The 19,185-nt window shown below is 41.4% G+C and carries 25 protein-coding genes; 13 read left to right on the forward strand and 12 right to left on the reverse strand.

Annotated elements, in window-relative coordinates:
- Window positions 1-2: 2 nt before the first annotated feature.
- On the reverse strand, window positions 3-1,637 hold the full coding sequence (locus M1J35_RS15225) for an AMP-binding protein (RefSeq protein WP_254653773.1): 1,635 nt from the start codon (window positions 1,635-1,637) through the stop codon (window positions 3-5).
- A 373-nt stretch (window positions 1,638-2,010) separates the two neighbouring features.
- Between M1J35_RS15225 and sda the strand changes: the two genes are divergently transcribed.
- On the forward strand, window positions 2,011-2,145 hold the full coding sequence (gene sda, locus M1J35_RS15230) for a sporulation histidine kinase inhibitor Sda (protein WP_034758885.1): 135 nt from the start codon (window positions 2,011-2,013) through the stop codon (window positions 2,143-2,145).
- Window positions 2,146-2,216: 71 nt separating this feature from the next.
- Here the strand turns inward: sda and M1J35_RS15235 are convergent, their stop codons facing one another.
- The 3 genes from M1J35_RS15235 to M1J35_RS15245 all read right to left on the reverse strand — a co-directional run bounded on the left by M1J35_RS15235 (window position 2,217) and on the right by M1J35_RS15245 (window position 6,625).
- On the reverse strand, window positions 2,217-2,354 hold the full coding sequence (locus M1J35_RS15235) for a hypothetical protein (RefSeq protein ID WP_156030008.1): 138 nt from the start codon (window positions 2,352-2,354) through the stop codon (window positions 2,217-2,219).
- Between the two features lie 172 nt (window positions 2,355-2,526).
- Complete coding sequence (gene odhB / locus M1J35_RS15240; RefSeq protein ID WP_034758881.1) at window positions 2,527-3,759, reverse strand: 2-oxoglutarate dehydrogenase complex dihydrolipoyllysine-residue succinyltransferase; 1,233 nt, start codon at window positions 3,757-3,759, stop codon at window positions 2,527-2,529.
- A gap of 19 nt (window positions 3,760-3,778) precedes the next feature.
- Complete coding sequence (locus tag M1J35_RS15245; protein WP_254651645.1) at window positions 3,779-6,625, reverse strand: 2-oxoglutarate dehydrogenase E1 component; 2,847 nt, start codon at window positions 6,623-6,625, stop codon at window positions 3,779-3,781.
- A 589-nt stretch (window positions 6,626-7,214) separates the two neighbouring features.
- Here M1J35_RS15245 and M1J35_RS15250 point away from each other — a divergent pair.
- A complete protein-coding gene (locus tag M1J35_RS15250) occupies window positions 7,215-7,691 on the forward strand; it encodes an Hsp20/alpha crystallin family protein (protein WP_254651646.1) in 477 nt (158 codons plus the stop codon).
- Between the two features lie 13 nt (window positions 7,692-7,704).
- Here M1J35_RS15250 and M1J35_RS15255 read toward each other — a convergent pair whose 3' ends face one another.
- Both M1J35_RS15255 and M1J35_RS15260 read right to left on the reverse strand, forming a co-directional pair.
- Window positions 7,705-9,114, reverse strand: coding sequence for a HAMP domain-containing sensor histidine kinase (locus M1J35_RS15255; RefSeq protein ID WP_079531877.1), 1,410 nt, complete (start codon window positions 9,112-9,114; stop codon window positions 7,705-7,707).
- Window positions 9,111-9,788, reverse strand: a complete 678-nt coding sequence (locus tag M1J35_RS15260) for a response regulator transcription factor (protein WP_061809909.1) — start codon at window positions 9,786-9,788, stop codon at window positions 9,111-9,113. The genes M1J35_RS15255 and M1J35_RS15260 overlap by 4 nt, the downstream gene beginning before the upstream one ends.
- Before the next feature lie 375 nt (window positions 9,789-10,163).
- Between M1J35_RS15260 and M1J35_RS15265 the strand changes: the two genes are divergently transcribed.
- The 5 genes from M1J35_RS15265 (at window position 10,164) to M1J35_RS15285 (ending at window position 13,026) form a co-directional block, all read left to right on the forward strand.
- Window positions 10,164-10,349: a hypothetical protein gene (locus tag M1J35_RS15265; protein ID WP_079531878.1), complete on the forward strand. Its 186-nt coding sequence runs from the start codon at window positions 10,164-10,166 to the stop codon at window positions 10,347-10,349.
- 616 nt (window positions 10,350-10,965) lie between these two features.
- Window positions 10,966-11,691 carry a LamB/YcsF family protein gene (locus M1J35_RS15270; protein WP_224519793.1) on the forward strand — a complete coding sequence of 242 codons (726 nt, stop codon included), beginning with the start codon at window positions 10,966-10,968 and terminating at the stop codon, window positions 11,689-11,691.
- Between the two features lie 47 nt (window positions 11,692-11,738).
- A complete protein-coding gene (locus M1J35_RS15275) occupies window positions 11,739-12,032 on the forward strand; it encodes a hypothetical protein (RefSeq protein WP_224519792.1) in 294 nt (97 codons plus the stop codon).
- Window positions 12,033-12,041: 9 nt separating this feature from the next.
- Window positions 12,042-12,563, forward strand: a complete 522-nt coding sequence (locus M1J35_RS15280) for a 2'-5' RNA ligase family protein (RefSeq protein WP_224519791.1) — start codon at window positions 12,042-12,044, stop codon at window positions 12,561-12,563.
- A 55-nt stretch (window positions 12,564-12,618) separates the two neighbouring features.
- A complete protein-coding gene (locus tag M1J35_RS15285) occupies window positions 12,619-13,026 on the forward strand; it encodes a secondary thiamine-phosphate synthase enzyme YjbQ (protein ID WP_034758849.1) in 408 nt (135 codons plus the stop codon).
- 90 nt (window positions 13,027-13,116) lie between these two features.
- Here the strand turns inward: M1J35_RS15285 and M1J35_RS15290 are convergent, their stop codons facing one another.
- A complete protein-coding gene (locus M1J35_RS15290; RefSeq protein ID WP_224519790.1) occupies window positions 13,117-13,506 on the reverse strand; it encodes a thiol-disulfide oxidoreductase DCC family protein in 390 nt (129 codons plus the stop codon).
- 197 nt (window positions 13,507-13,703) lie between these two features.
- Here M1J35_RS15290 and M1J35_RS15295 point away from each other — a divergent pair, with 197 nt between their 5' ends.
- Entirely contained in the window at window positions 13,704-14,558 is an 855-nt protein-coding gene (locus tag M1J35_RS15295) for an STAS domain-containing protein (RefSeq protein WP_254651647.1), read from the forward strand.
- Between the two features lie 48 nt (window positions 14,559-14,606).
- Here M1J35_RS15295 and M1J35_RS15300 read toward each other — a convergent pair whose 3' ends face one another.
- Both M1J35_RS15300 and M1J35_RS15305 read right to left on the reverse strand, forming a co-directional pair.
- Complete coding sequence (locus M1J35_RS15300) at window positions 14,607-15,098, reverse strand: hypothetical protein (RefSeq protein WP_159362108.1); 492 nt, start codon at window positions 15,096-15,098, stop codon at window positions 14,607-14,609.
- Complete coding sequence (locus tag M1J35_RS15305) at window positions 15,082-15,510, reverse strand: hypothetical protein (RefSeq protein WP_254651648.1); 429 nt, start codon at window positions 15,508-15,510, stop codon at window positions 15,082-15,084. The genes M1J35_RS15300 and M1J35_RS15305 overlap by 17 nt, the downstream gene beginning before the upstream one ends.
- Window positions 15,511-15,697: 187 nt before the next feature.
- On the opposite strand from M1J35_RS15305, the gene M1J35_RS15310 reads away from it, so the two are divergent.
- Window positions 15,698-15,895 (forward strand): hypothetical protein, encoded by a 198-nt coding sequence (locus tag M1J35_RS15310; RefSeq protein WP_254651649.1) that lies wholly within the window; start codon window positions 15,698-15,700, stop codon window positions 15,893-15,895.
- 448 nt (window positions 15,896-16,343) lie between these two features.
- Window positions 16,344-16,535, forward strand: coding sequence for a hypothetical protein (locus tag M1J35_RS15315; RefSeq protein ID WP_061809919.1), 192 nt, complete (start codon window positions 16,344-16,346; stop codon window positions 16,533-16,535).
- Between the two features lie 69 nt (window positions 16,536-16,604).
- Here M1J35_RS15315 and M1J35_RS15320 read toward each other — a convergent pair whose 3' ends face one another.
- Genes M1J35_RS15320 through M1J35_RS15330 form a run of 3 tightly spaced genes read right to left on the reverse strand, consistent with a single transcriptional unit; the run spans window position 16,605 to window position 17,830 of the window.
- On the reverse strand, window positions 16,605-16,949 hold the full coding sequence (locus tag M1J35_RS15320; protein WP_224519786.1) for a VOC family protein: 345 nt from the start codon (window positions 16,947-16,949) through the stop codon (window positions 16,605-16,607).
- 23 nt (window positions 16,950-16,972) lie between these two features.
- On the reverse strand, window positions 16,973-17,359 hold the full coding sequence (locus tag M1J35_RS15325) for an aminoacyl-tRNA hydrolase (protein WP_254651650.1): 387 nt from the start codon (window positions 17,357-17,359) through the stop codon (window positions 16,973-16,975).
- Window positions 17,360-17,395: 36 nt separating this feature from the next.
- Window positions 17,396-17,830: a hypothetical protein gene (locus M1J35_RS15330; RefSeq protein WP_254651651.1), complete on the reverse strand. Its 435-nt coding sequence runs from the start codon at window positions 17,828-17,830 to the stop codon at window positions 17,396-17,398.
- 65 nt (window positions 17,831-17,895) lie between these two features.
- On the opposite strand from M1J35_RS15330, the gene M1J35_RS15335 reads away from it, so the two are divergent.
- From M1J35_RS15335 to M1J35_RS15345, 3 genes are read left to right on the forward strand one after another with little or no spacing between them, the layout of a single operon-like run.
- On the forward strand, window positions 17,896-18,489 hold the full coding sequence (locus M1J35_RS15335) for a TetR/AcrR family transcriptional regulator (RefSeq protein WP_254651652.1): 594 nt from the start codon (window positions 17,896-17,898) through the stop codon (window positions 18,487-18,489).
- 4 nt (window positions 18,490-18,493) lie between these two features.
- The gene (locus tag M1J35_RS15340) at window positions 18,494-18,838 is read left to right on the forward strand and encodes a DMT family transporter (RefSeq protein WP_254651653.1); all 345 of its coding nucleotides are present in this window, start codon (window positions 18,494-18,496) and stop codon (window positions 18,836-18,838) included.
- A complete protein-coding gene (locus tag M1J35_RS15345; protein ID WP_254651654.1) occupies window positions 18,838-19,152 on the forward strand; it encodes a DMT family transporter in 315 nt (104 codons plus the stop codon). Before M1J35_RS15340 ends, M1J35_RS15345 begins: the two co-directional genes overlap by 1 nt.
- Window positions 19,153-19,185 lie beyond the last annotated feature (33 nt).

The following is a 19,185-nucleotide window of genomic DNA, read 5'->3' on the forward strand; positions in this document are numbered from 1 at the left end:
ATTTACTTTTTGGGGATGGCGGTTTGCTTCGCCTGCTCCCTTAAACGGAACTTTTGGATTTTTCCTGAAGCAGTCATCGGGTAGGCATCAGTAAATTCGATATATCTTGGGATTTTATGCCGTGAAATCTTTCCGGTGCAATACTCCCTGATCTCTTCAGAGGTCGCAGTTTGTCCTTCCTTCAATATGATCCAGGCCATGACCTCTTCACCATAAACCTCATCCGGAATCCCAATGACCTGTACATCCAAGACCTTAGGATGGGAATAAAGAAATTCTTCAATCTCTCTCGGATAAATATTCTCACCACCTCGAATGATCATATCTTTTAATCTACCTGTAATCCTGCAATAACCATGTTCATCCATGACGGCTAAATCACCCGTATGAAGCCATCCTTCATCGTCAATGGCAAGCCTTGTCGCTTCTTCATTCTTATAGTACCCTTTCATGACATGGTATCCACGGGTACACAATTCTCCCTGGACTCCATAAGGGATTTCCCGATTTGAACCGGGCTCCACAATTTTCACTTCGACATTAGGCAGTGATTTCCCAACGGTTTCGACCTTTAATTCAATCGGATCATGGGTACGTGTCTGGGTGATCACGGGAGATGACTCTGTCTGCCCATAGGCGATCGTAATCTCATCTGCTCCCATTTTGTCCATGACCCCTTTCATCACTTCAATCGGACAATTACTGCCTGCCATGATACCTGTGCGAAGATGGGATAGGTCATATTGATCGAAATCAGGGAGATTCAACTCGGAAATGAACATGGTAGGAACTCCATGAAGGCCTGTGCACTTTTCATCTTGGACCGTCTTCAAGACCAGACGGGGATCGAATTCCTGTAAGGGGACCATTGTGGCTCCTACAGAAACACAAGCCAGGACCCCCAGCACGCACCCGAAGCAATGAAAGAATGGAACTGGAATGCACAAACGATCCTCATTGCCGAGTCTCATGCATCCGGCGATATTATACCCGTTATTTACGATATTGGAATGAGTGAGCATGACCCCTTTCGGAAACCCTGTCGTCCCTGACGTATATTGCATATTGATGACATCATGAGGGGATAGGCTGGAAAGTCTTTCGTCAAGATCATTCTCTTCCACTTCCTTCCCTTTCTCCATGATGTCCTCCCAGCTATATGTACCCGGATAGGAATTATTCCCTAGAACAATCACATTTTTCAAGAAAGGCAGTTTGGCACTTTTCAGCTCTCCAGGCTCAGAAAATTTCAATTCCGGACAGATTTCATAGAGCATGTCAATATATGACGCACCTCTGAATTCTTCCATCAAAATAATCGTCTGACTATCTGATTGTCTTAGTAAATATTCTAATTCAGCACTTCGATAATTTGTGTTCACTGTGACCAGTACGGCACCCATTTTACCGGTGGAGAACTGGCTCACTAACCATTCAGGTGTGTTCGATGCCCAAATGGCTATATGATCCCCTTTATTGATGCCAAGTTTCATGAAGCCTTTTGCGGCCTGTCTGCATAATTGGTTAAATTCATGATAGGACCATCTTAACCCCCTGTCAGCATAGACGACCGCTTCAATGTTCGGCTGAATGCTTGCTTTTTCTTCGAGAAGATCCCCTACTGTAGTGTGTAAAATCTCTGACAAATGATATTCCCCCTTTAGTATGACCCTGTATAAACCGGAACCTTCCGTAAGTGATTCAAGAGGTGAAATTTCAGTTCCTTATGCGTGTATATTATCACAAAAATTTAAATTTTCAAACTAATTACTTCATACCTCTAATACAGGATAAATAGTCCGGTATCACCCTGTCGACAAAATCCAACAATTCCTCCTTGGTCTCACAAGACAAAAAGCGCCTTCTTTAAACCAGTTTCAACAAAACAACTAAAAATACAACTTTAGAAGGAATTTATGAAAAAACACTTTTCAAATGAATGTTTTCTCTGTAGAATAAATAGAAAATATAGAAAATTCTATATTTTATACATTTCCTGGGAGGTTGGTCATGAAAATCTTAAGTAATGAACAGTTGGTGGCAGCTTATCGTGATGCTGAGAAACAAGGGAATGATCAAGACTGGATATCGCTTCTTAAGAAAGAAATTCGTAACCGTGGATTGAAACCTTTTAGGAAATCTTGACGCTGTAAATAAACAAAAAAATTAAAAATCAAACGATCTCACCCCCTGAGATATTGATGACAGACTCACGTTCATTTGAGTCTGTCTTTTTTCATGACTTTTAATCCATGGTATTCCTCTATTTGCTTAAATTGATCGTGATCCAGAAGTCCGATCTTATGAAATAAATAAGAATATTGAAGCACTTTTTTTGAGTGATAAGCGTTCATTTCCCCCACCCTCTCCGGCTGTTGTCCACAATTTTCCTTAAGGAAACTTTATTTTGTTTAACCACATTTTATGCTCTTGGTTAAAATATGTGAAAAAAAGGCTGACTCATATACCACCAGGGGTCATATGAATCAGCCAAACATTCATCTATCACTATTCAATCAGAGTGGTTTACCCTTCAAGAAGTAAATCTTCAGGGTTTTCAAGTAAGTCTTTAACCATTGCCAGGAATCCAACCGCTTCTTTTCCATCAATGATTCTATGATCATATGATAAAGCAATGTACATCATCGGACGATTCTCCATTGTGTCCTTATCAATGGCTACAGGACGAAGTTGGATTTTATGCATCCCCAGAATTCCAACCTGTGGTCCATTTAAGATCGGAGTGGAAAGTAATGAGCCGAATACCCCACCATTTGTAATGGTGAATGACCCACCTTGCAGGTCTCCAAGGGATAACTTATTGTTTCTGGCCTTAGTAGCCAGTTCCATAATTTCCCCTTCAATTTCTGCGAAATTCTTTCGTTCACAGTCACGTACGACAGGTACAACCAATCCATCATCCGTGGATACGGCCACGCCGACATCGTAGAACTTCTTAAGGACGATTTCATCCCCATCAATTTCAGCGTTTACATAAGGGAATTTCTTAAGCGCCGCTACCACTGCCTTAGTAAAGAAACTCATGAATCCAAGTCTTACATCATGGTCATCAAAGAATTTGTCCTTCTTGCGTTTCCGTAACTCCATGACTTTACTCATATCAATTTCATTGAATGTCGTCAGCATGGCAGCTGTCTGCTGAACCTCGACTAATCGTTTCGCGATGGTTTGACGTCGGCGGGACATTTTCTCACGTACCACTGGCTTTCCATCATCTTTCTTTGCTGGAGCCTTCTTCTCCTGTGCAGAAGGTTTAGAAGGAGCCTCTGCCGGTTTATTGCTATAGGCTTCTATGTCCTGTTTACGAACACGTCCAAGTGGATCTGTTGGAACATCGGACAGATCGATGCCTTTCTCACGGGCTAACTTGCGAGCTGCCGGAGAAGCGATCGGACGATTCTTTTTCTCATCTTTGACTGGTGTTTCTTCAACTGGTGCTTCTTCCGTCTTCTCTTCCTTCTTAGGCGCTTCTTCCTTTGCATCTGAAGTGGCATTGGCTTCTCCGCCTGCACCTACAATGGCAATCACTTGTCCAACTTCAACCGTATCGCCTTCATCAGCTTTAAGCTCCTGGATTGTACCGGCTTCTTCTGAAATGACTTCCACGTTTACTTTATCGGTTTCAAGCTCGACGATATATTCGCCTTTCTCAACATAATCCCCTGGCTGCTTCAGCCATTGTGCAATCGTACCTTCTGTAATTGATTCTGCTAATTCTGGAACTTTAATTTCTGCCACTGTGATGTCCTCCTCTTTCTTATCGGGTTAACGCTTCGTTTATGATCCTGGATTGTTCTTTTTTGTGTACAGTCGGTTCTCCTTCGGATGGGCTTGAACGCCTGCGACGCCCGATATAATGCACATCGACACCCTGAGGGGCAATGTCACGGAGTCTTGGTTCCGCAAATGTCCATGCACCCATATTCTTAGGTTCCTCCTGGATCCAGACCAATTCTTTAAGGTTTGGATACCTTTCTAAGATGGCTGTAATATCCCCTTTAGGGAAAGGATAGATTTCTTCCACCCTTAGAACGTGCAACCAGTCTTTATCATCGAGATCCTGAAGCTTCTCTTCTACATCAATCGCAATCTTGCCGCTGCATAACACAACTCTTTCTACAGTATCCGGGCTATCCCCAAGACCCTTTTGCTCAAGGACTGAATGAAATTCCCCATTGGCTAATTCTTCTGCCGTTACAGCTGCAAACTGATTTCTCAGCAGGCTTTTTGGAGTCATGATGACAAGCGGCCTTACTTCTTCTTTTTGTAAGATAGCGGCTTGACGTCTTAGGATATGGAAGTATTGACCCGCTGTTGAACAGTTGGCGACTGTCCAGTTATATTCCCCGCCAAGCTGTAAGAAGCGCTCCAGACGGGCGCTGGAGTGTTCAGGACCCTGTCCTTCATAACCATGTGGCAGAAGCATGACAAGACCTGTTTTTTGACCCCATTTCGCGCGCCCCGCCGAGATGAACTGATCAAACATCACTTGTGCCATATTCGAGAAGTCACCGAATTGAGCTTCCCATAGGACAAGGGTTTCAGGTGCGAAAACATTGTATCCATACTCGTAACCAACTACGGCGGTTTCGGTAAGAGGACTGTTATGGACGACGAATGACGCATGGCTATCCTTCAAGTTGTGTAACGGGATATATTCTTCACCTGACTTCTCATCATGTAGTACCAGGTGACGTTGAGCAAATGTTCCCCTTTCAGAGTCCTGTCCGGTCAGTCGGATTGGCGTTCCATCTTTAAGGATGGAAGCAAAAGCCAATGTCTCGGCATGCGCCCAATCAATTTTCCCTTTTCCTTCGAATACCTGGCTGCGTCTCTTCAGGATACGATCTAATTTCTTGAACACATTGAAGCCTTCTGGCCATTGGAGCAGTTCGCTGTTCAACCCTTCCAGTTTATCGAAATCGACGCTTGTGTTGATTTCCGGAAGGCCATTCGCCACGTATTCAGGTGGAGCAAGGACCGTATCTGGATCATCGTCTTTGGCTGGTACTTTGTTATAGGCTGCTTTTAATTCTTCCTCGATTTCAGAATCCATCTTCTCTACATCTGCATCCGTTACGATGCCCTCTGAGATGAGTTTGTCCGCATACATCTTCTTGACGTTTGGATGATTCTGAATGACAGAATACATCAATGGATTCGTTACCATCGGTTCGTCCATTTCATTATGACCAAAACGTCTGTAGCCGATTAAATCAATGACAAAGTCTTTACCGAATGTTTTACGATATTCATAGGCAAGGACTGCTGCAGCAAGACATGCTTCGGGATCATCTGCATTGACATGCACAATCGGAACTTCAAAGCCCTTGGCCGTATCTGATGCATACTTAGTTGAACGTGAATCACGGCTTTCAGTTGTGAATCCTATCATGTTGTTGGCGATAAGGTGAATAGATCCACCTGTATTGTATCCACGGAGTTGACTCATATTTAACGTTTCGGCAACGACACCTTGACCCGGGAAGGCAGCATCCCCATGGATCATCACGGCATATGAAGCTTCAGGAGATTGCTCAGGGTAGCCTTTATCTTCCCGGACTTCCTGGGCTGCACGTGTGTATCCTGCAACGATTGGGCTGACAACTTCCAAGTGACTCGGGTTGTTGGCAAGCGTTACCCGTGCACGGGCTGTCGGTGACTGCTGTGGAGAAATTTCACGGTCTGCCCCCAAATGGTACTTAACGTCTCCCGTCCATCCAAATGTAATGCCGATTGATCCCTCAGAAGGAATCAAGTCCTTACTCGGAGCGTGTTGGAATTCTGCAAAAATCATTTCGTATGGTTTCCCGATGACATGTGCCAGAACATTCAGGCGTCCTCGATGAGCCATTCCGATATTGACGGTTTTAGCACCTGATTCAACAGAATAACGAACCATCTCGTCCAGTAATGGAACCATCGTGTCCAATCCTTCAATTGAGAAGCGCTTTTGACCAACAAAGGTGCGATGAACATATTTTTCAAATCCGTCCACTTGGGCAAGACGTTTCAATAACGCCAATTTCTTCTCTTTGGAAAGCGGGGTGAAATAGGATTCCGACTCGATCTTTTCCCTTAACCAATTTTTTTCTTCAAGCTCATGAACATGAGCATATTCGAATGCCAGCTTATTTGTGTATACCTGTCTTAAGTGCTGAATGGCCTGAAGACCGTCTTTAATATGAGAAGGTGCATTCGGACATAAGAAATCGACAGGTATCTGTTTTAAATCTTCTTCCGTTAGATTAAACTCAGAAAGTTCAATTCTTCTTGTATCCTTATTCCGGTCATTCAGGGGATTAATATCCGCAGCTAAGTGACCATATGTACGAATATTATCTGCTAATTTAACCGCAGCCACCATTTTACTCAAGGCAGTAGGCTGTTCGGGTAGTGTAAACGATGAATCACCGTGCTGGGCGCTCGCGATCACCTTTACGTCTTCAACGGTGGGAGGCCCCCATTGTTCGAATAATTCCTTTAGTTCTGGATCCACTTCCGTTGGATCTTCAAGGAATTGTTCATAAACCTCCATTACATAACCAAGGTTTGGTCCGTAAAACGATTGCCACGGTTCCCCTTTTGCAGATTGCTTTTTCATTGTGAAAAACCTCCAACTATTTTGCCAGTTAGTATAATTTGGGTATCATGTATTCTTACAATTCAATCAACGGTATTCATTATGCAAGAATAGTAATTTTTAATACATAAAAACGCTTACAAGGACATTTTATCACTGTGCAGTAGTAAGATAAAGTCTTTATAACAAATTTCTTAAAATTTTGTTTTCCTTACTTCCTATGGGGATATTACTTATATTCCCATAATAAAACACATGAAAACCTTTCTGAATAACGACTATTCTGAAATAATATTTTATTAAGCGCTTTCTCTTTCACCTTCTTGTATCCCTATGTAAGGGTACTTTTTTCATAAACCATCTTACTACTGTTACCTAAAAAAACCAAATATTTTTTGTTATTTTCCACGATTTTTTGTTTAGTACTAGGTTATCAGAGTCATAGATAAAGATTTTTCATTCCCAACCTTCCTCTTGCATCTCCAGAAATGAACTCATCGCCCACCCAATGCATAGGATAGAACCAGAAGGAAACAAAGGGGCTATTTATTATGTTTAAAGTGAGGTGGTTCACATGTTCCCATGGAGTTTATTCCCTTTCAATAAAAACATGAAAGATCAAATGAATCAAATGAACCCCAAAGATATGGATAACTATATTCAAGGTATGATGAAGAAGATGTTTCCTGGCGGGTGGGATAGCATGATGAATCCGAATGATATGATGAATGGGGCACAATCCTTTATGAATCCGATGGGCAACCAGGGGCAGCAAACGAAACGCGAGGAAGCACCCAGGTCCAATTCCGCAATTCCTACCAATGTGTTTGAAACCTTTGAAGATATCTATATTCGTTTCCAAGTACCTAATGAGGAATGGATGAAGCATCTGAAGATTTTTCACACGTCAAATCAGGCAATCATAGAAAACATACCCGGCTGTGACGAAAGACAAGTGATCACCCTCCCTTGTCTCGTAAAGAAAAAAGGCGCTGTTGCTCAATACAAAGATGGGATCCTGGAATTGAAAATCCCTAAAAGCATTGACATGCAGTACACAGAAATAGACGTCTCAGAAAAATATTGAGACGTCTGTAAATTTAATGGATTTGTTTAAGGGATAGTCGAATGATGGTCCCGTGAGGATTGTTTCCAATGGCCGTGATCTCCCCGTCATAGTTTTGGACCAGCTTCGAAGCGATGGCCAATCCCAGTCCATATCCACCTTTCTCGCGGCTTCTTGCTTTATCCACGCGATAGAAGCGGTCAAAGATTTTCGGAAGGTCTTCCTCGGGAATACCGATCCCCTCATCCTTGACTTCTATGATAATGTCTTCCTGAGAGTCCATTAGCTTCACTTCAATAGTGGAATGCTCATCAGAATACTTCACGGCGTTATCCAACAGGATGATCATGATCTGCTCCAGGTGCCTCGGCATAATGGTTACCAACGCTTCTTGGTTTAAATCATCAAAACAAGAAAAAGTGTATTCCTGATGAAGAAACCTAAAGTCCCTCATTACTTTATCCACTACTTTCTGTACATTTGCCCTGGCGTTTTCCAAATCGAATTTTTCCCTGTCCGCTCTGGAAAGCTCCAGTAATTCACCTACAAGGCGTTTTATTCTCTCAAGTTCATCTAATGATACTTGTAAAGACTCCTCCAGTATGGTTGGATCTTTTTTCCCCCAACGGTTCAACAACGCAAGATGCCCTTCAAGTACCTGGATGGGGGTTCTCAATTCATGTGAAGCATCTTCCACAAATTGCTGCTGCTGTTGAAATGATTTTTCGATCTGACTCATCATTTTATTGAAAATCTGGGATAAGTCACTAATTTCATCATGGGCCTTTACAATCTCCACTCTTTCGTGAAATCCTTTTCTTTCGATGGACCTCATTGTTTCAGAAAGTTTATTCAATGGGCGGACAAAGCTTTTCGCCATAGAATACCCAATGACAGCACTGATCAATAGAGCCAAGATGCCCGTGATGGTCATCATCCAAAAAAGATTCTTCATGATGTTTGCATACCGGTTCAATGGCTGTATGATTTCGACATACCCATTAAATCGGGTCGATTTGATGGGTGAACGCCCAATGAGCATCTTCTTGCCTTCAGATTCTATCAATTCCACAGATTTATCATTGACAGGTTGAAAGGGCACATAAAAGGCAGACTCATTTTCTCCCCTGATTTCCAATACCTGTTCCCCTTGATGATCCAATATCCGTATGGTCTGGTCTTTTTCAGCTATTTGTTTCATTAGGTCCCGGCTATCATATATGTCCTGAAGCTGGATATCGTTCCCTCTCTGTTTAAAGAAGACAGTAATTTCATCCAATACCCGCCCAAAGTTACTTTCTTCTTCATCAAGCATCCATTTATTAATGGCGTGATATTGAAAAAAACTGAATAAAAAAAAGGCAAGGAATATGGCTGACCCGGCTGCAAATGCCCACTTCACCTTTAGGGAAGAAGGCTTAAGTCGATTGATGAATGTATTCATGTCCTCATCACATAGCCGGTCCCACGTACGGTCTGGATATAACTCTCTTCGCCTGGGGAATCTATTTTATTCCTTAAGTACCTAACGTAAACGTCCACAACATTCGTTTCCACTTCCGTATCGTATCCCCATACTTTGTTGAGGAGGACTTCACGGGTCAGGACAATATTCTTGTTCTCTAAAAAAGCAAGTAAAAGGTCATACTCCCGTTTGGTCACGTCAATTTCATCTTCAAGCTTGAAAACTTGCCTGGACTCCTTATATACGATGATATCCCGAAATTGAAACGAGGTCTGTTGAGCGGGATCCTCTTTTACTGCGCGTCTGAACACAGCCCTTAGCCTTGCTAACAACTCTTCAATGGCAAAGGGTTTGACAATATAATCATCCGCCCCGCTGTCAAGCCCCGATACACGGTCCATTACGCTATCCCTTGCCGTAATCATCAGGATCGGGATGGCTTTGACCTGCCTGACTCTTCTGCATACTTCCAATCCATTTAAGCCGGGAAGCATCAGATCCAGGAGGATGATGTCCCATTCTTCGTTAAGGGCTTGATCCAGGCCATCTCTCCCATCATAGGCCAGGCCGACTTCGTACCCTTCGTATTTCAGTTCTAATTCGATGAATCGGGAGAGATTCTTTTCATCTTCAATGACTAAGATTCTTTTCACACAATCACCTGCTCTAAATCTTAATACCCTTTATTTTAATTTACTTTTGTTGAAAATAAAATCGTTTAGGGCATGGAATATTTCAATGCCTTGATACGTCATTAATGTTAACGCGGTAAAACTGAAAAATAAAATAGGAATAATTCGAATCCACATGGTTCTAACCTCCCTTTTATCACTACTTTCATTCTGCTCCTCCATCATTAAAATAAAATGAGAAAAAGGTGAGTTTTCATTAAGAGATGAACCAATTTACATAATCATATTATAATCATCTACATTACCCTGTTTGTTATTCCTGATCATGTTTCATTCTCTTCATAATGTGGTAGATATATCCATAAACATGGTTAAGAAGCATAAGGGGGAAATTGTATGACTTGGATCGCGGTGATTGTTTCTTTCTTTATCCTCATCATCCTGGCGGAAGAATTGGTTTATCACTTTTTAAGGACCAGGATTATGGAGAACCAGCCTGAGAGAAAAAGAAATGCAGGAAAAATGAAAGAATGGCTCTATAAAATGAAACTAAAACCCCATAACGGGCAACAAAACCACTGACAGGCGAAGATATCTTCCCTGTCTATTTTTTTATTTAAAAGAATAACTTTTGTAGCTATTTCAACAAAACTATGATTTTCTTTCTCTGTTATCTTTATGTATTAAAACTTTCAAAGATAGTTGATTGGAGCGGAAGGTGCTCGACTCCTGCGGGAAAGTTGAGACCCCGCAGGGCAGCGCCCGAGGAGGCTCAACTCACGCCCCGCGGAAAGCGAGCACCTGCAGCGGAAATCAACCACTACTTGCTTCGGCATAATATAGATTCTTTGCTAAAAGAGTCTAATAATATAAAAAAAGAAGACAAAAGCTTCAGCAAGGCTTTTGTCTTCAAAGGAAAGAAATTAGAATGGGTCTTACATAATAAAGATTTAAACAGATTAGAAAGCTACCCCACTTTCAATCTGTTTAGGGAGTGATAAATCCTTATTCATAAGCAAGATTCATTCTAACGCCCGAAAAAGTGAACTCAATTAAAACAAGATTAAAATTTGATGAGAAAATGCATTTGTTTACCAGCAGTCTATTTAAAGAGCAAACAAAAGGACGTACTTTTATGATATGATGAATAAGAATTCAGAATGTTACAATACATTCTCATGCTCGAAAGGATGAAAAAATGAAAATTGATTTAAATTGTGATTTAGGTGAAAGTTTTGGTGCATATACGATAGGAAAAGATGAAGAAATGATGAACTATGTCACATCCGTCAATATCGCTTGCGGTTTTCATGCGGGAGATCCCCTTGTAATGAAACAAACTGTTTCAAACGCAATGAAGCATGGAGTGAAAATGGGGGCGCATCCCGGGCTGCCAGACATCCAGGGATTTGGAAGAAGAATGATGCAGATCTCCCCCGAGGAGACCTATGCCCTCATTCAATACCAGATAGGGGCTTTATACGCTTTTATCAAAGCCCAAGGCGGGACGCTATCCCATGTAAAACCACATGGAGCACTGTACAATATGGCTGCAAAGGATCCCAAACTGGCTCAAGCGATTGCCGAAGCCGTTTACGACCTTGACCCCACCCTCACCCTATTCGGCCTTTCACAAAGTGAACTTACAAGGGCTGGTGAAGAAGCAGGATTGCGCGTAGCTCATGAAGTATTTGCCGATCGCGCCTATCAATCCGATGGTACATTAACTCCTCGCTCTCTTCCTCATGCTGTACTTCATGACGGGGACGAAGTGGAAAAACAGGTGCTTCGAATGGTAGAAAAACAAGAAGTGGTATCTATTGATGGGAAGACCGTATCCATCCAGGCAGACACGATTTGTCTCCATGGAGATAATGAAGCGGCACTATCCCTGGCCAAGCGCCTATCACAAAAGTTACGTTAGGGAAGTATTTTGAAAGAATAAGCTATAAGGGAGATGAGGGCTGAACCGTGAATAAGACATTTCTATTAAACGGGTTAAGGTGGATGTTCATCTTCCTTATCGCTTTTGTCATTGTAGTATACGTATACAAGCGGAGCATTTTGCACAACACTATTCAATCCTCCATTCGCACGGTGGCACCGGGTTCGACCGTTGTGGGGATCATTCAGACCCATACCACAAAGAGCCATGATAAAATCTACCGGGCTCTCTATAAAACAAAAGAAGGAACGTGTTTCAGAGCATCATTCGAACGAACAACGTATACACTCATTGAAAATCAGGAATCCCCTTGTCAGTAAAGGAGCATCATGATGAAAAGAGCGATCCATATCTTTCCTTCATTTCATTCAGTAGATAAAATCCAGGAGATCAGACATAGGTATGACCCTCTATCGGATAAAATACCTCCCCATATTACCCTCGTTTTCCCTTTTGAATCTTCCATCCCCTCAGTTGATATTCTGGTTCATATTAAGTCGGTAGCAGAGCATATTTCTCCATTCCCCATGACCTTAAGGGATGTGACAGGTTCCGGCGGAGAATTTTTATTCTTGAATGTTAAGGAAGGCAACGACTTCCTTATACAATTACATGATCAGTTGTATGAAGGAATTCTTGCGCCTTATCGAAACCCCCATTTTACATACTCGCCACACATCACACTTGGACGGCCTGGAAACAGCGAAGAATATAGCAGTGCCCTTGAAAAGTGTAAGGACTTGAGGGAATCCTATCATACGGTTGTAAAGGAAATTACGTTAGAAGAAATAGGTGAAGACGATGTGTCCAACGTCATCGGCCGTGTCCCTCTTAAGGATAACAGGTTTTAAATTGGACGCTTTGTGGAATGTAAACGAATAGGTCTAATAAGGGAAGGGATTAATTATGATCAAAACATTATCCATTGATACCAAGAAGCGTGATGAAATGATCGACATTACTCGTTACGTACAAGATATCATTAATCGGTCGGGAATGACAGAAGGTCTTGTGGTGGTGCAGTCTTTACACACAACAGCGGGTATAACGGTAAACGAGAATGCCGATCCTGATGTGAAAACCGACTTCATTCGCCGATTAGACGAACTTTACCCATGGCACCACTCGTCTGATCTGCATGGAGAAGGAAATACAGCTGCTCATTTGAAAACCAGTACCGTCGGCCACAGTCAGACGGTCATCGTGTCAGATGGTGAACTACTATTGGGGACATGGCAAGGTATATACCTATGTGAATTTGATGGTCCCCGTTCAGGAAGAAAAGTTTCCGTTAAAACGATTCAAAGTGAGTAAGATGAATGGTAAATAGACCCGGGCACTCGTCCAGGGTCTATTTTAATGGTTTGATTCTTTTCCTCATCACATTCCCCAACACAATTTCGCTTATTCTATGAATCGTTCCCTGATCTCCTTTGAAGGAATCATGCATGATTCCTGTTTCCCGAACCACCTGTATCTATTCCTTGCAATAATCCGATATATGCTGTCTCTTATAGGCTTCGGAATGACGAGCAACAGAGCGAAAATCTTCCATGGCCATTTCAGTTTAGAAGATACTTTCAGGGCTGCTGTTGATTCAACGGAAGCCTGCTCCCCATCAACCAATACGAAGCTGTCCGTCGTTTCAGGTATGTTGTGCTTCTCTAATAACTTCTGTCCCGTCTCACTTTGTAGAGAGGCAAAGCGAAATTCCCCTTTTGCATCACGCTTAATGATAAACCGGACACTTTTATTGCAAAAATTACATATGCCGTCGAACAAAATGATCCGCAAGTAAATCACCCTTCGTCATAGTCGAATTTCCATTCCCTTATACTATCATACACTCAAACAAAAGACGCGAACAGGTTGCGCCTCCTTAAAGAGAAGTATAATTTTACTAGATTCTGTGGTATACTATATTACCATTAATAGAGATTATTTAGAAATAAAATAAATAAACATGCAGTATAAGGAGTTGGCTGAAGAAAATGAGAGACGAATTATTATATCTGGGTAAACAAATTGTTTCCCATAAATCCGAAATCGCTCAGGGTGTCATTCGCTACCAGGAACAGAAATTTTCTGATCAGCATACGTTATCGGTTCTGAAAATGGAACAAGTCACCGAATGGCGCATGCAATTAATTGAAATGCTCGGACAATCTTTGTACGAAGACAAAGTAGAATCATCCCGTAAAGTAAAGGAATGGACAGGGAAAGTCGGGGAAGTGGCTATTGAAAATGGAATGGCTCTCAATGAATCCCTAAAAACCCTATCAGGGTTCCGTACTGCCATTTGGGATATATTCATGGAACAGTTGAATGATGATCAAATCTCAGCCTCCCTTATGCTTCAAGTCAATAAAGAAATCAATCCCATTCTTGATGAAATTGCGTACCAGCTAAACGAAGTATTCCGCACCCAAGAAAAGGATCAGATTGCCCTCATCCACACTGCCATGGATGAACTATCTGCCCCTGTTGTACCCATTGCCGAGAAGATTGCGATCCTGCCCCTTATCGGGGAAATTGATACCCACAGAGCAAGTGCCATCATGGAAACGGCGTTGAAAAAAAGCTCTGATCTGCAATTAGACTATCTATTTATAGATATTTCCGGTGTTGCCATCATGGACACGATGGTATCCCATAATATTTATCAGATTATCAATGCTCTTAAAATGATGGGTGTTCAATCCGTCTTAACCGGTATCCGGCCAGAAGTGGCTCATACATTGGGGAACCTCGGTATTACCTTTGAGGATCTGAAAACAAGCTCAAGCCTGAAAAAAGCCCTGGAAGATATCGGCTTCACTCAATACGAAGCGGTTCTCTCCGTCTAAAAAAACCGGAAATCCTGCCAGCAGGGTTTCCGGTTTTCTATTTAAAAGCTATCGACAGTCTTTTTTTATCTGGTGATGTACTAGCAGTTGAATGCTTTGAACTGCCATGTAGATAGGGATGGACCAATACATCTTATATCCCTTGTCGAAGTGGAAGATTCCGATTTTTACTGTAAACCACTCCATTAAGAGGGAGAAAGCGGTCCAGATTAATATGTACGCTAGGTTCATGATTCCGTTGATTCTCAATTTACGATAGATATAAATAAAAAAATAACTATAGGGCCCATACATAATATAACTGATAAAATCAATTCCCTGATAGGCGGAACTATCGTTTACATCATAAAAGTCCCATGGCGGGATGCTGATGGTATGATCATAGAACATACCCACCGAGATTCCATAAACGAAATAGCTCATCCCTTCAAGAAAGGAGAAGATCTTCGGAGTAACCCATATCAGCAATAGAAGACCGATCAGACTAATGATGATGAACCATTCATTTAAATCAAAGGATCTCTCATATATCCTGTCCACGTCTTCCCTCCTCCTTCTTCTGGAAATAATATAGCCCCTTCCCCAACCAAATACAGAATACTAAATACAACGCATTGACGATGACAGTATTAAAAAGACTCCAGTCCGGATAGGAAAGAGAATGAAAATGCACGTGTAGGATGTCCAATACACTTATTAACAACAAAAGACTTACATAATAAAGGATTTTTCCGCTTCTTTTATTATAATTCAAGTACCCATTCACCATGATCACACCCACCAAAGGTAAAATACATTCCCTGTTTATGAGAAGACTGATAAATTGGGTGACATCCTCGGAAGCTTTCATCCATTCCAGGTTATTCGTCATAATGGTAATATAATTAGTGGAAATAATGGATAACACCATAAATTGAATGGAGTTAGCAGTAAATGAAAGTTTCTTCTTCATAAAGAGAGCAATGTATATCAACATGATCAACACGGTAATAAAGAAAGGGAGCGACATAAGGATCACCTATACCTTTTTTCTTCATTCTTCCCTTAAACCCCTCTTCACATAACACACGGAACGCACTAAAATGTTTGAATTACTCTACTTGGGGAAAATAAGGAAGAAGAAGCAAGGAGGTAAAACGATGAGACATGAAACGATAAACCCTACAAATGGAACAGACGAAATCAAAGAAATTTTCGTAGATGGATTGCAACGTGACCTGTCAACCGAAGAGGAAAGCCTTCTATCCGGATGGACCCGCACATTCGATAAGACCGAGAGAGCAACCATCATCAATATGATGAAGGAATTACTTAATAAACATAAAAGACACGACTAAACAGCGGGCATAATTAGTGTGAAATATGAAGAAGGCAGGCCCTAATGTAAGGGCCTGCCTTCTTCATTCTCTATATGGAACTCTTCTTATATATCACTTGTCAATTCTAATAGTTTATCGATGTCGACGCGATAGATTGGTCGATTGATATCTTCTTGTCCAAGTTCTACGGTATCTTCTAGTACTTCGTCTATATTCATACTTATAAATACCTCCCAAAGTTGTAATATCAGAATATGTTGAGAGATGATCCATCATCCTCAATATAATATACGGATTCATCACTTCATTCTTGGGGGTACTTATCAACTCTTTCAATCAGACAATTGTATTAAATAATCAGAAATTTGAGTAAAGTAATCGTTTATGTTATCGTTAGACAACCATAGATTCTACTTAAATAGTAATAGATGGGTAGAATGGCTCTCTCCTTAAAGGAGGCATACTGATGAAACGATTTTCCATGCTTCATGTACCTAAGGATTTCAGGCATAGAGGGCGACCAGCTGTTACCGTTCATGTTTTACCTGTTCATAAAGAATACTTTGCAATAGGTAAATCACTAAAGGGAAACGGTAAAGCTGCTAACAACAATGAAAAACTAGCCGCATATTATGCGTATCTAGATACATTAGAATAAACGCTTATCTCTATAGAAAAGCTGATCAGAACCTTCTCTGATCAGCTTTTTTTCGATAGTGAAACTGGTTTATAACGGTATGTATTGACACACTTCAAATCCATTCCCATCCATGTCATGAAACTCAAAATAGGTCACATCTTCATCCACTTCAATTTCCCCTGCCTTCACATTCTTCTCCAAAAGCTTCAACCTTGTTTCTTCCAGCGCATCGGAAAACAAGATGGGTTTGACCGATGAGGAACGGACCTCTCCTTCTTGAATCGTCAGAGTCGTTTCCCCCACCCCTATTTTGAATACCAAGTATTTTCCTGAATCAAAGACTTGTTCCAACTCCAATACCTCTCCGTACCAGTGTTGAGCTTTCTTTAGATTCTTCACTTGAATATGTACCGTGTCGATTTTCGAAAACAATGCAAATTCCTCCTTCACTCTCTCTAATCTTTTAATAGGGACAAATGGCCGACAATTTCTTTAGCTTCATCTTTTTCCATCGGAGGCAGTGCGGTCACAGTCAATGACCCTTCTTTGATTTCAGTTAACCCACTGTCATGTATGCTGAAATACCCCTTCTTTTCTAATTTCTCCAGCTCTGCCGTTTTCCCCTTTAATACCACTTTCTTCATGCCCGTCTGCACCCACTCTATAAATTCCTCCTGCCTGTCTTGGAAAGGAGAATCCTTTGACATCATCGTCAAAGTACTCAATGTGGCGGCATGTGCCACTTGTGCAGCGGTCTTCCCTTTCGACATCGATAGATCTCTGTTAACGATAAAATATTGAACAAGGTCCTTATTCGTCATATGCATAATCATTCCTATCATAAATGAATTCAATACTATGGTATTATCCTACCACACTTACTTCCTTCTTAGTTTTACCTCATTTTTATCAATGGACACTATTCTGACCTTCTCCCCAATGTTGTAATCAAGGTATTCATCGCAGTCCACTGAATACGTATGACCATTATCAAATTTCATGGCACATGCGGAAACAAGTTGAGAAGTATCTGGTTTCCCCCCCGACTTGATTCCTAACGGATCATGTCCATCCCTTAAGGGAAAGTACTTCTCTTCGATTACTACCCAGTCATCCTTCGTACTAACCACTATTTTCAAAAACAGTAAACATACCAGCGTTATAACCAATAAACTAAGAATGGCCGCTTTCCACCATAAGACTTTCATGCGAATCCCCTTTCCCCCGATTAAAATCAACAGAAGATTATATGTATGGGATAGGCGGATCATTCGCATGTATTCTTTAAGAGTGATCATTTTCAATTCTTGCATTTTGCTGTAATCGATATTATAATTAAACTAACGACCGTTAGTTAGTTTCAGAGAGAGGGATCATCGTGAATGATAATAAGCAGCTGATAAAAAGTGTGGCTTTGGATCTATTTGGACAAAAGGGCTATGAAGATACATCTTTGGCAGAAATCGCAAAGGAGGTTGGAATTAAAAAACCTTCTATATATAATCACTTCCGCAGTAAAGAGGATCTCTTTATTGACGTATTAGAGGACTTGATTGTGTCAGAGGTGACCGCGTACAGAAAAACGGAGGTCGCCATGAATCATCAAGAACCACTCAAGAATGTCAGGGTGCTTTTTGATTTGTTTTGTCAACGTCTTATGACAACGAAAGAAGCTTTACTGTGGAAAAGGGTGACATTCTTCCCTCCTGAACAGTTTAAGGATTTAATACAGGAACAATTCATTCATTTGGAAAAGGTTACCACATCCATCTTAGTTTCGGTCTACAAGGAAGGCGTGAACCAGGGAATGTTTCAAGAGGTCACTGAGGATGAATTTGTAGCGTCTTTTTTATGTCTGGTTGACGGTGTTTTTCTGGAGCATCACTATTACACGGATGAAATCTTTCAACAACGAATCGAATCGGCTTGGAAAGTCTATGCACTTGGAATATCAAGCCGTAAAGGAGAGTAGCAACATGGGCTGGCTATATGTGATTATTGGGGGAATCCTGGAAATTGGCTGGGCAACGGGATTATCCCTTTCAGAAGGGTTTACAAAACCGGTGCCAAGTGTCATTACGGCATTCCTCATTTTAGTGAGTTTTTACTTTTTTTCTCAATCAATGAGACTCCTCCCAATCGGGACAGCATATGCCGTCTTCACTGGTATAGGCGCAGCAGGAACGGCTGTGGTTGGTATGTTCTTTTTGAATGATGGGATAAGCATATTGAAGATCGCTTTCATTACTTTACTCATTTTTGGAGTCATTGGACTAAAGATGAGTGATAAAGAAGAAACAGATACTGGGGGTGGCTACTGATGGCTTGGGTAATTCTCATCTTTGCAGGTTTCTCCGAAGTGATCATGGTAACGTTCATGAAGCTTTCAGAAGGATATAAAAGATTCGTGCCTTCCTTGATCAGTTTCACAGCGGGAGCCATGAGTTTTTACCTGTTGTCTCTATCCCTGCTGGATATTCCCGTCAGCACAGGCTATGGGATCTGGACCGGCATCGGCTCGGCAGGTGCTGTGCTCATGGGGATGATGTTTTTCAATGAAACCAGGGATATGAAAAGGCTGTTTTTCATCTGCTGTATTGTTGGAAGCATCATCGGCTTAAAGATGGTCTCTTGATCATGATACATGGTCCAGTACTTTAAATGTACT

It is taken from the genome of Rossellomorea sp. KS-H15a (assembly GCF_024195245.1).
Lineage (GTDB): Bacteria > Bacillota > Bacilli > Bacillales > Bacillaceae_B > Rossellomorea > Rossellomorea vietnamensis.

Excerpts from the sequence above, each read along its gene's own strand:
- M1J35_RS15310 (WP_254651649.1), top strand. The coding sequence starts at position 15,698 with ATGAGACATGAAACGATAAACCCTACAAATGGAACAGACGAAATCAAA.
- M1J35_RS15285 (WP_034758849.1), top strand. The coding sequence starts at position 12,619 with ATGATCAAAACATTATCCATTGATACCAAGAAGCGTGATGAAATGATC.
- M1J35_RS15255 (WP_079531877.1), bottom strand. The coding sequence starts at position 9,114 with ATGAATACATTCATCAATCGACTTAAGCCTTCTTCCCTAAAGGTGAAG.
- M1J35_RS15295 (WP_254651647.1), top strand. The coding sequence starts at position 13,704 with ATGAGAGACGAATTATTATATCTGGGTAAACAAATTGTTTCCCATAAA.
- M1J35_RS15345 (WP_254651654.1), top strand. The coding sequence starts at position 18,838 with ATGGCTTGGGTAATTCTCATCTTTGCAGGTTTCTCCGAAGTGATCATG.
- M1J35_RS15330 (WP_254651651.1), bottom strand. The coding sequence starts at position 17,830 with ATGCAAGAATTGAAAATGATCACTCTTAAAGAATACATGCGAATGATC.
- M1J35_RS15265 (WP_079531878.1), top strand. The coding sequence starts at position 10,164 with ATGACTTGGATCGCGGTGATTGTTTCTTTCTTTATCCTCATCATCCTG.
- M1J35_RS15280 (WP_224519791.1), top strand. The coding sequence starts at position 12,042 with ATGATGAAAAGAGCGATCCATATCTTTCCTTCATTTCATTCAGTAGAT.
- M1J35_RS15235 (WP_156030008.1), bottom strand. The coding sequence starts at position 2,354 with ATGAACGCTTATCACTCAAAAAAAGTGCTTCAATATTCTTATTTATTT.
- M1J35_RS15250 (WP_254651646.1), top strand. The coding sequence starts at position 7,215 with ATGAAAGATCAAATGAATCAAATGAACCCCAAAGATATGGATAACTAT.
- M1J35_RS15325 (WP_254651650.1), bottom strand. The coding sequence starts at position 17,359 with ATGATAGGAATGATTATGCATATGACGAATAAGGACCTTGTTCAATAT.
- M1J35_RS15315 (WP_061809919.1), top strand. The coding sequence starts at position 16,344 with ATGAAACGATTTTCCATGCTTCATGTACCTAAGGATTTCAGGCATAGA.
- M1J35_RS15245 (WP_254651645.1), bottom strand. The coding sequence starts at position 6,625 with ATGAAAAAGCAATCTGCAAAAGGGGAACCGTGGCAATCGTTTTACGGA.
- M1J35_RS15340 (WP_254651653.1), top strand. The coding sequence starts at position 18,494 with ATGGGCTGGCTATATGTGATTATTGGGGGAATCCTGGAAATTGGCTGG.
- sda (WP_034758885.1), top strand. The coding sequence starts at position 2,011 with ATGAAAATCTTAAGTAATGAACAGTTGGTGGCAGCTTATCGTGATGCT.
- M1J35_RS15305 (WP_254651648.1), bottom strand. The coding sequence starts at position 15,510 with ATGAAGAAGAAACTTTCATTTACTGCTAACTCCATTCAATTTATGGTG.
- M1J35_RS15270 (WP_224519793.1), top strand. The coding sequence starts at position 10,966 with ATGAAAATTGATTTAAATTGTGATTTAGGTGAAAGTTTTGGTGCATAT.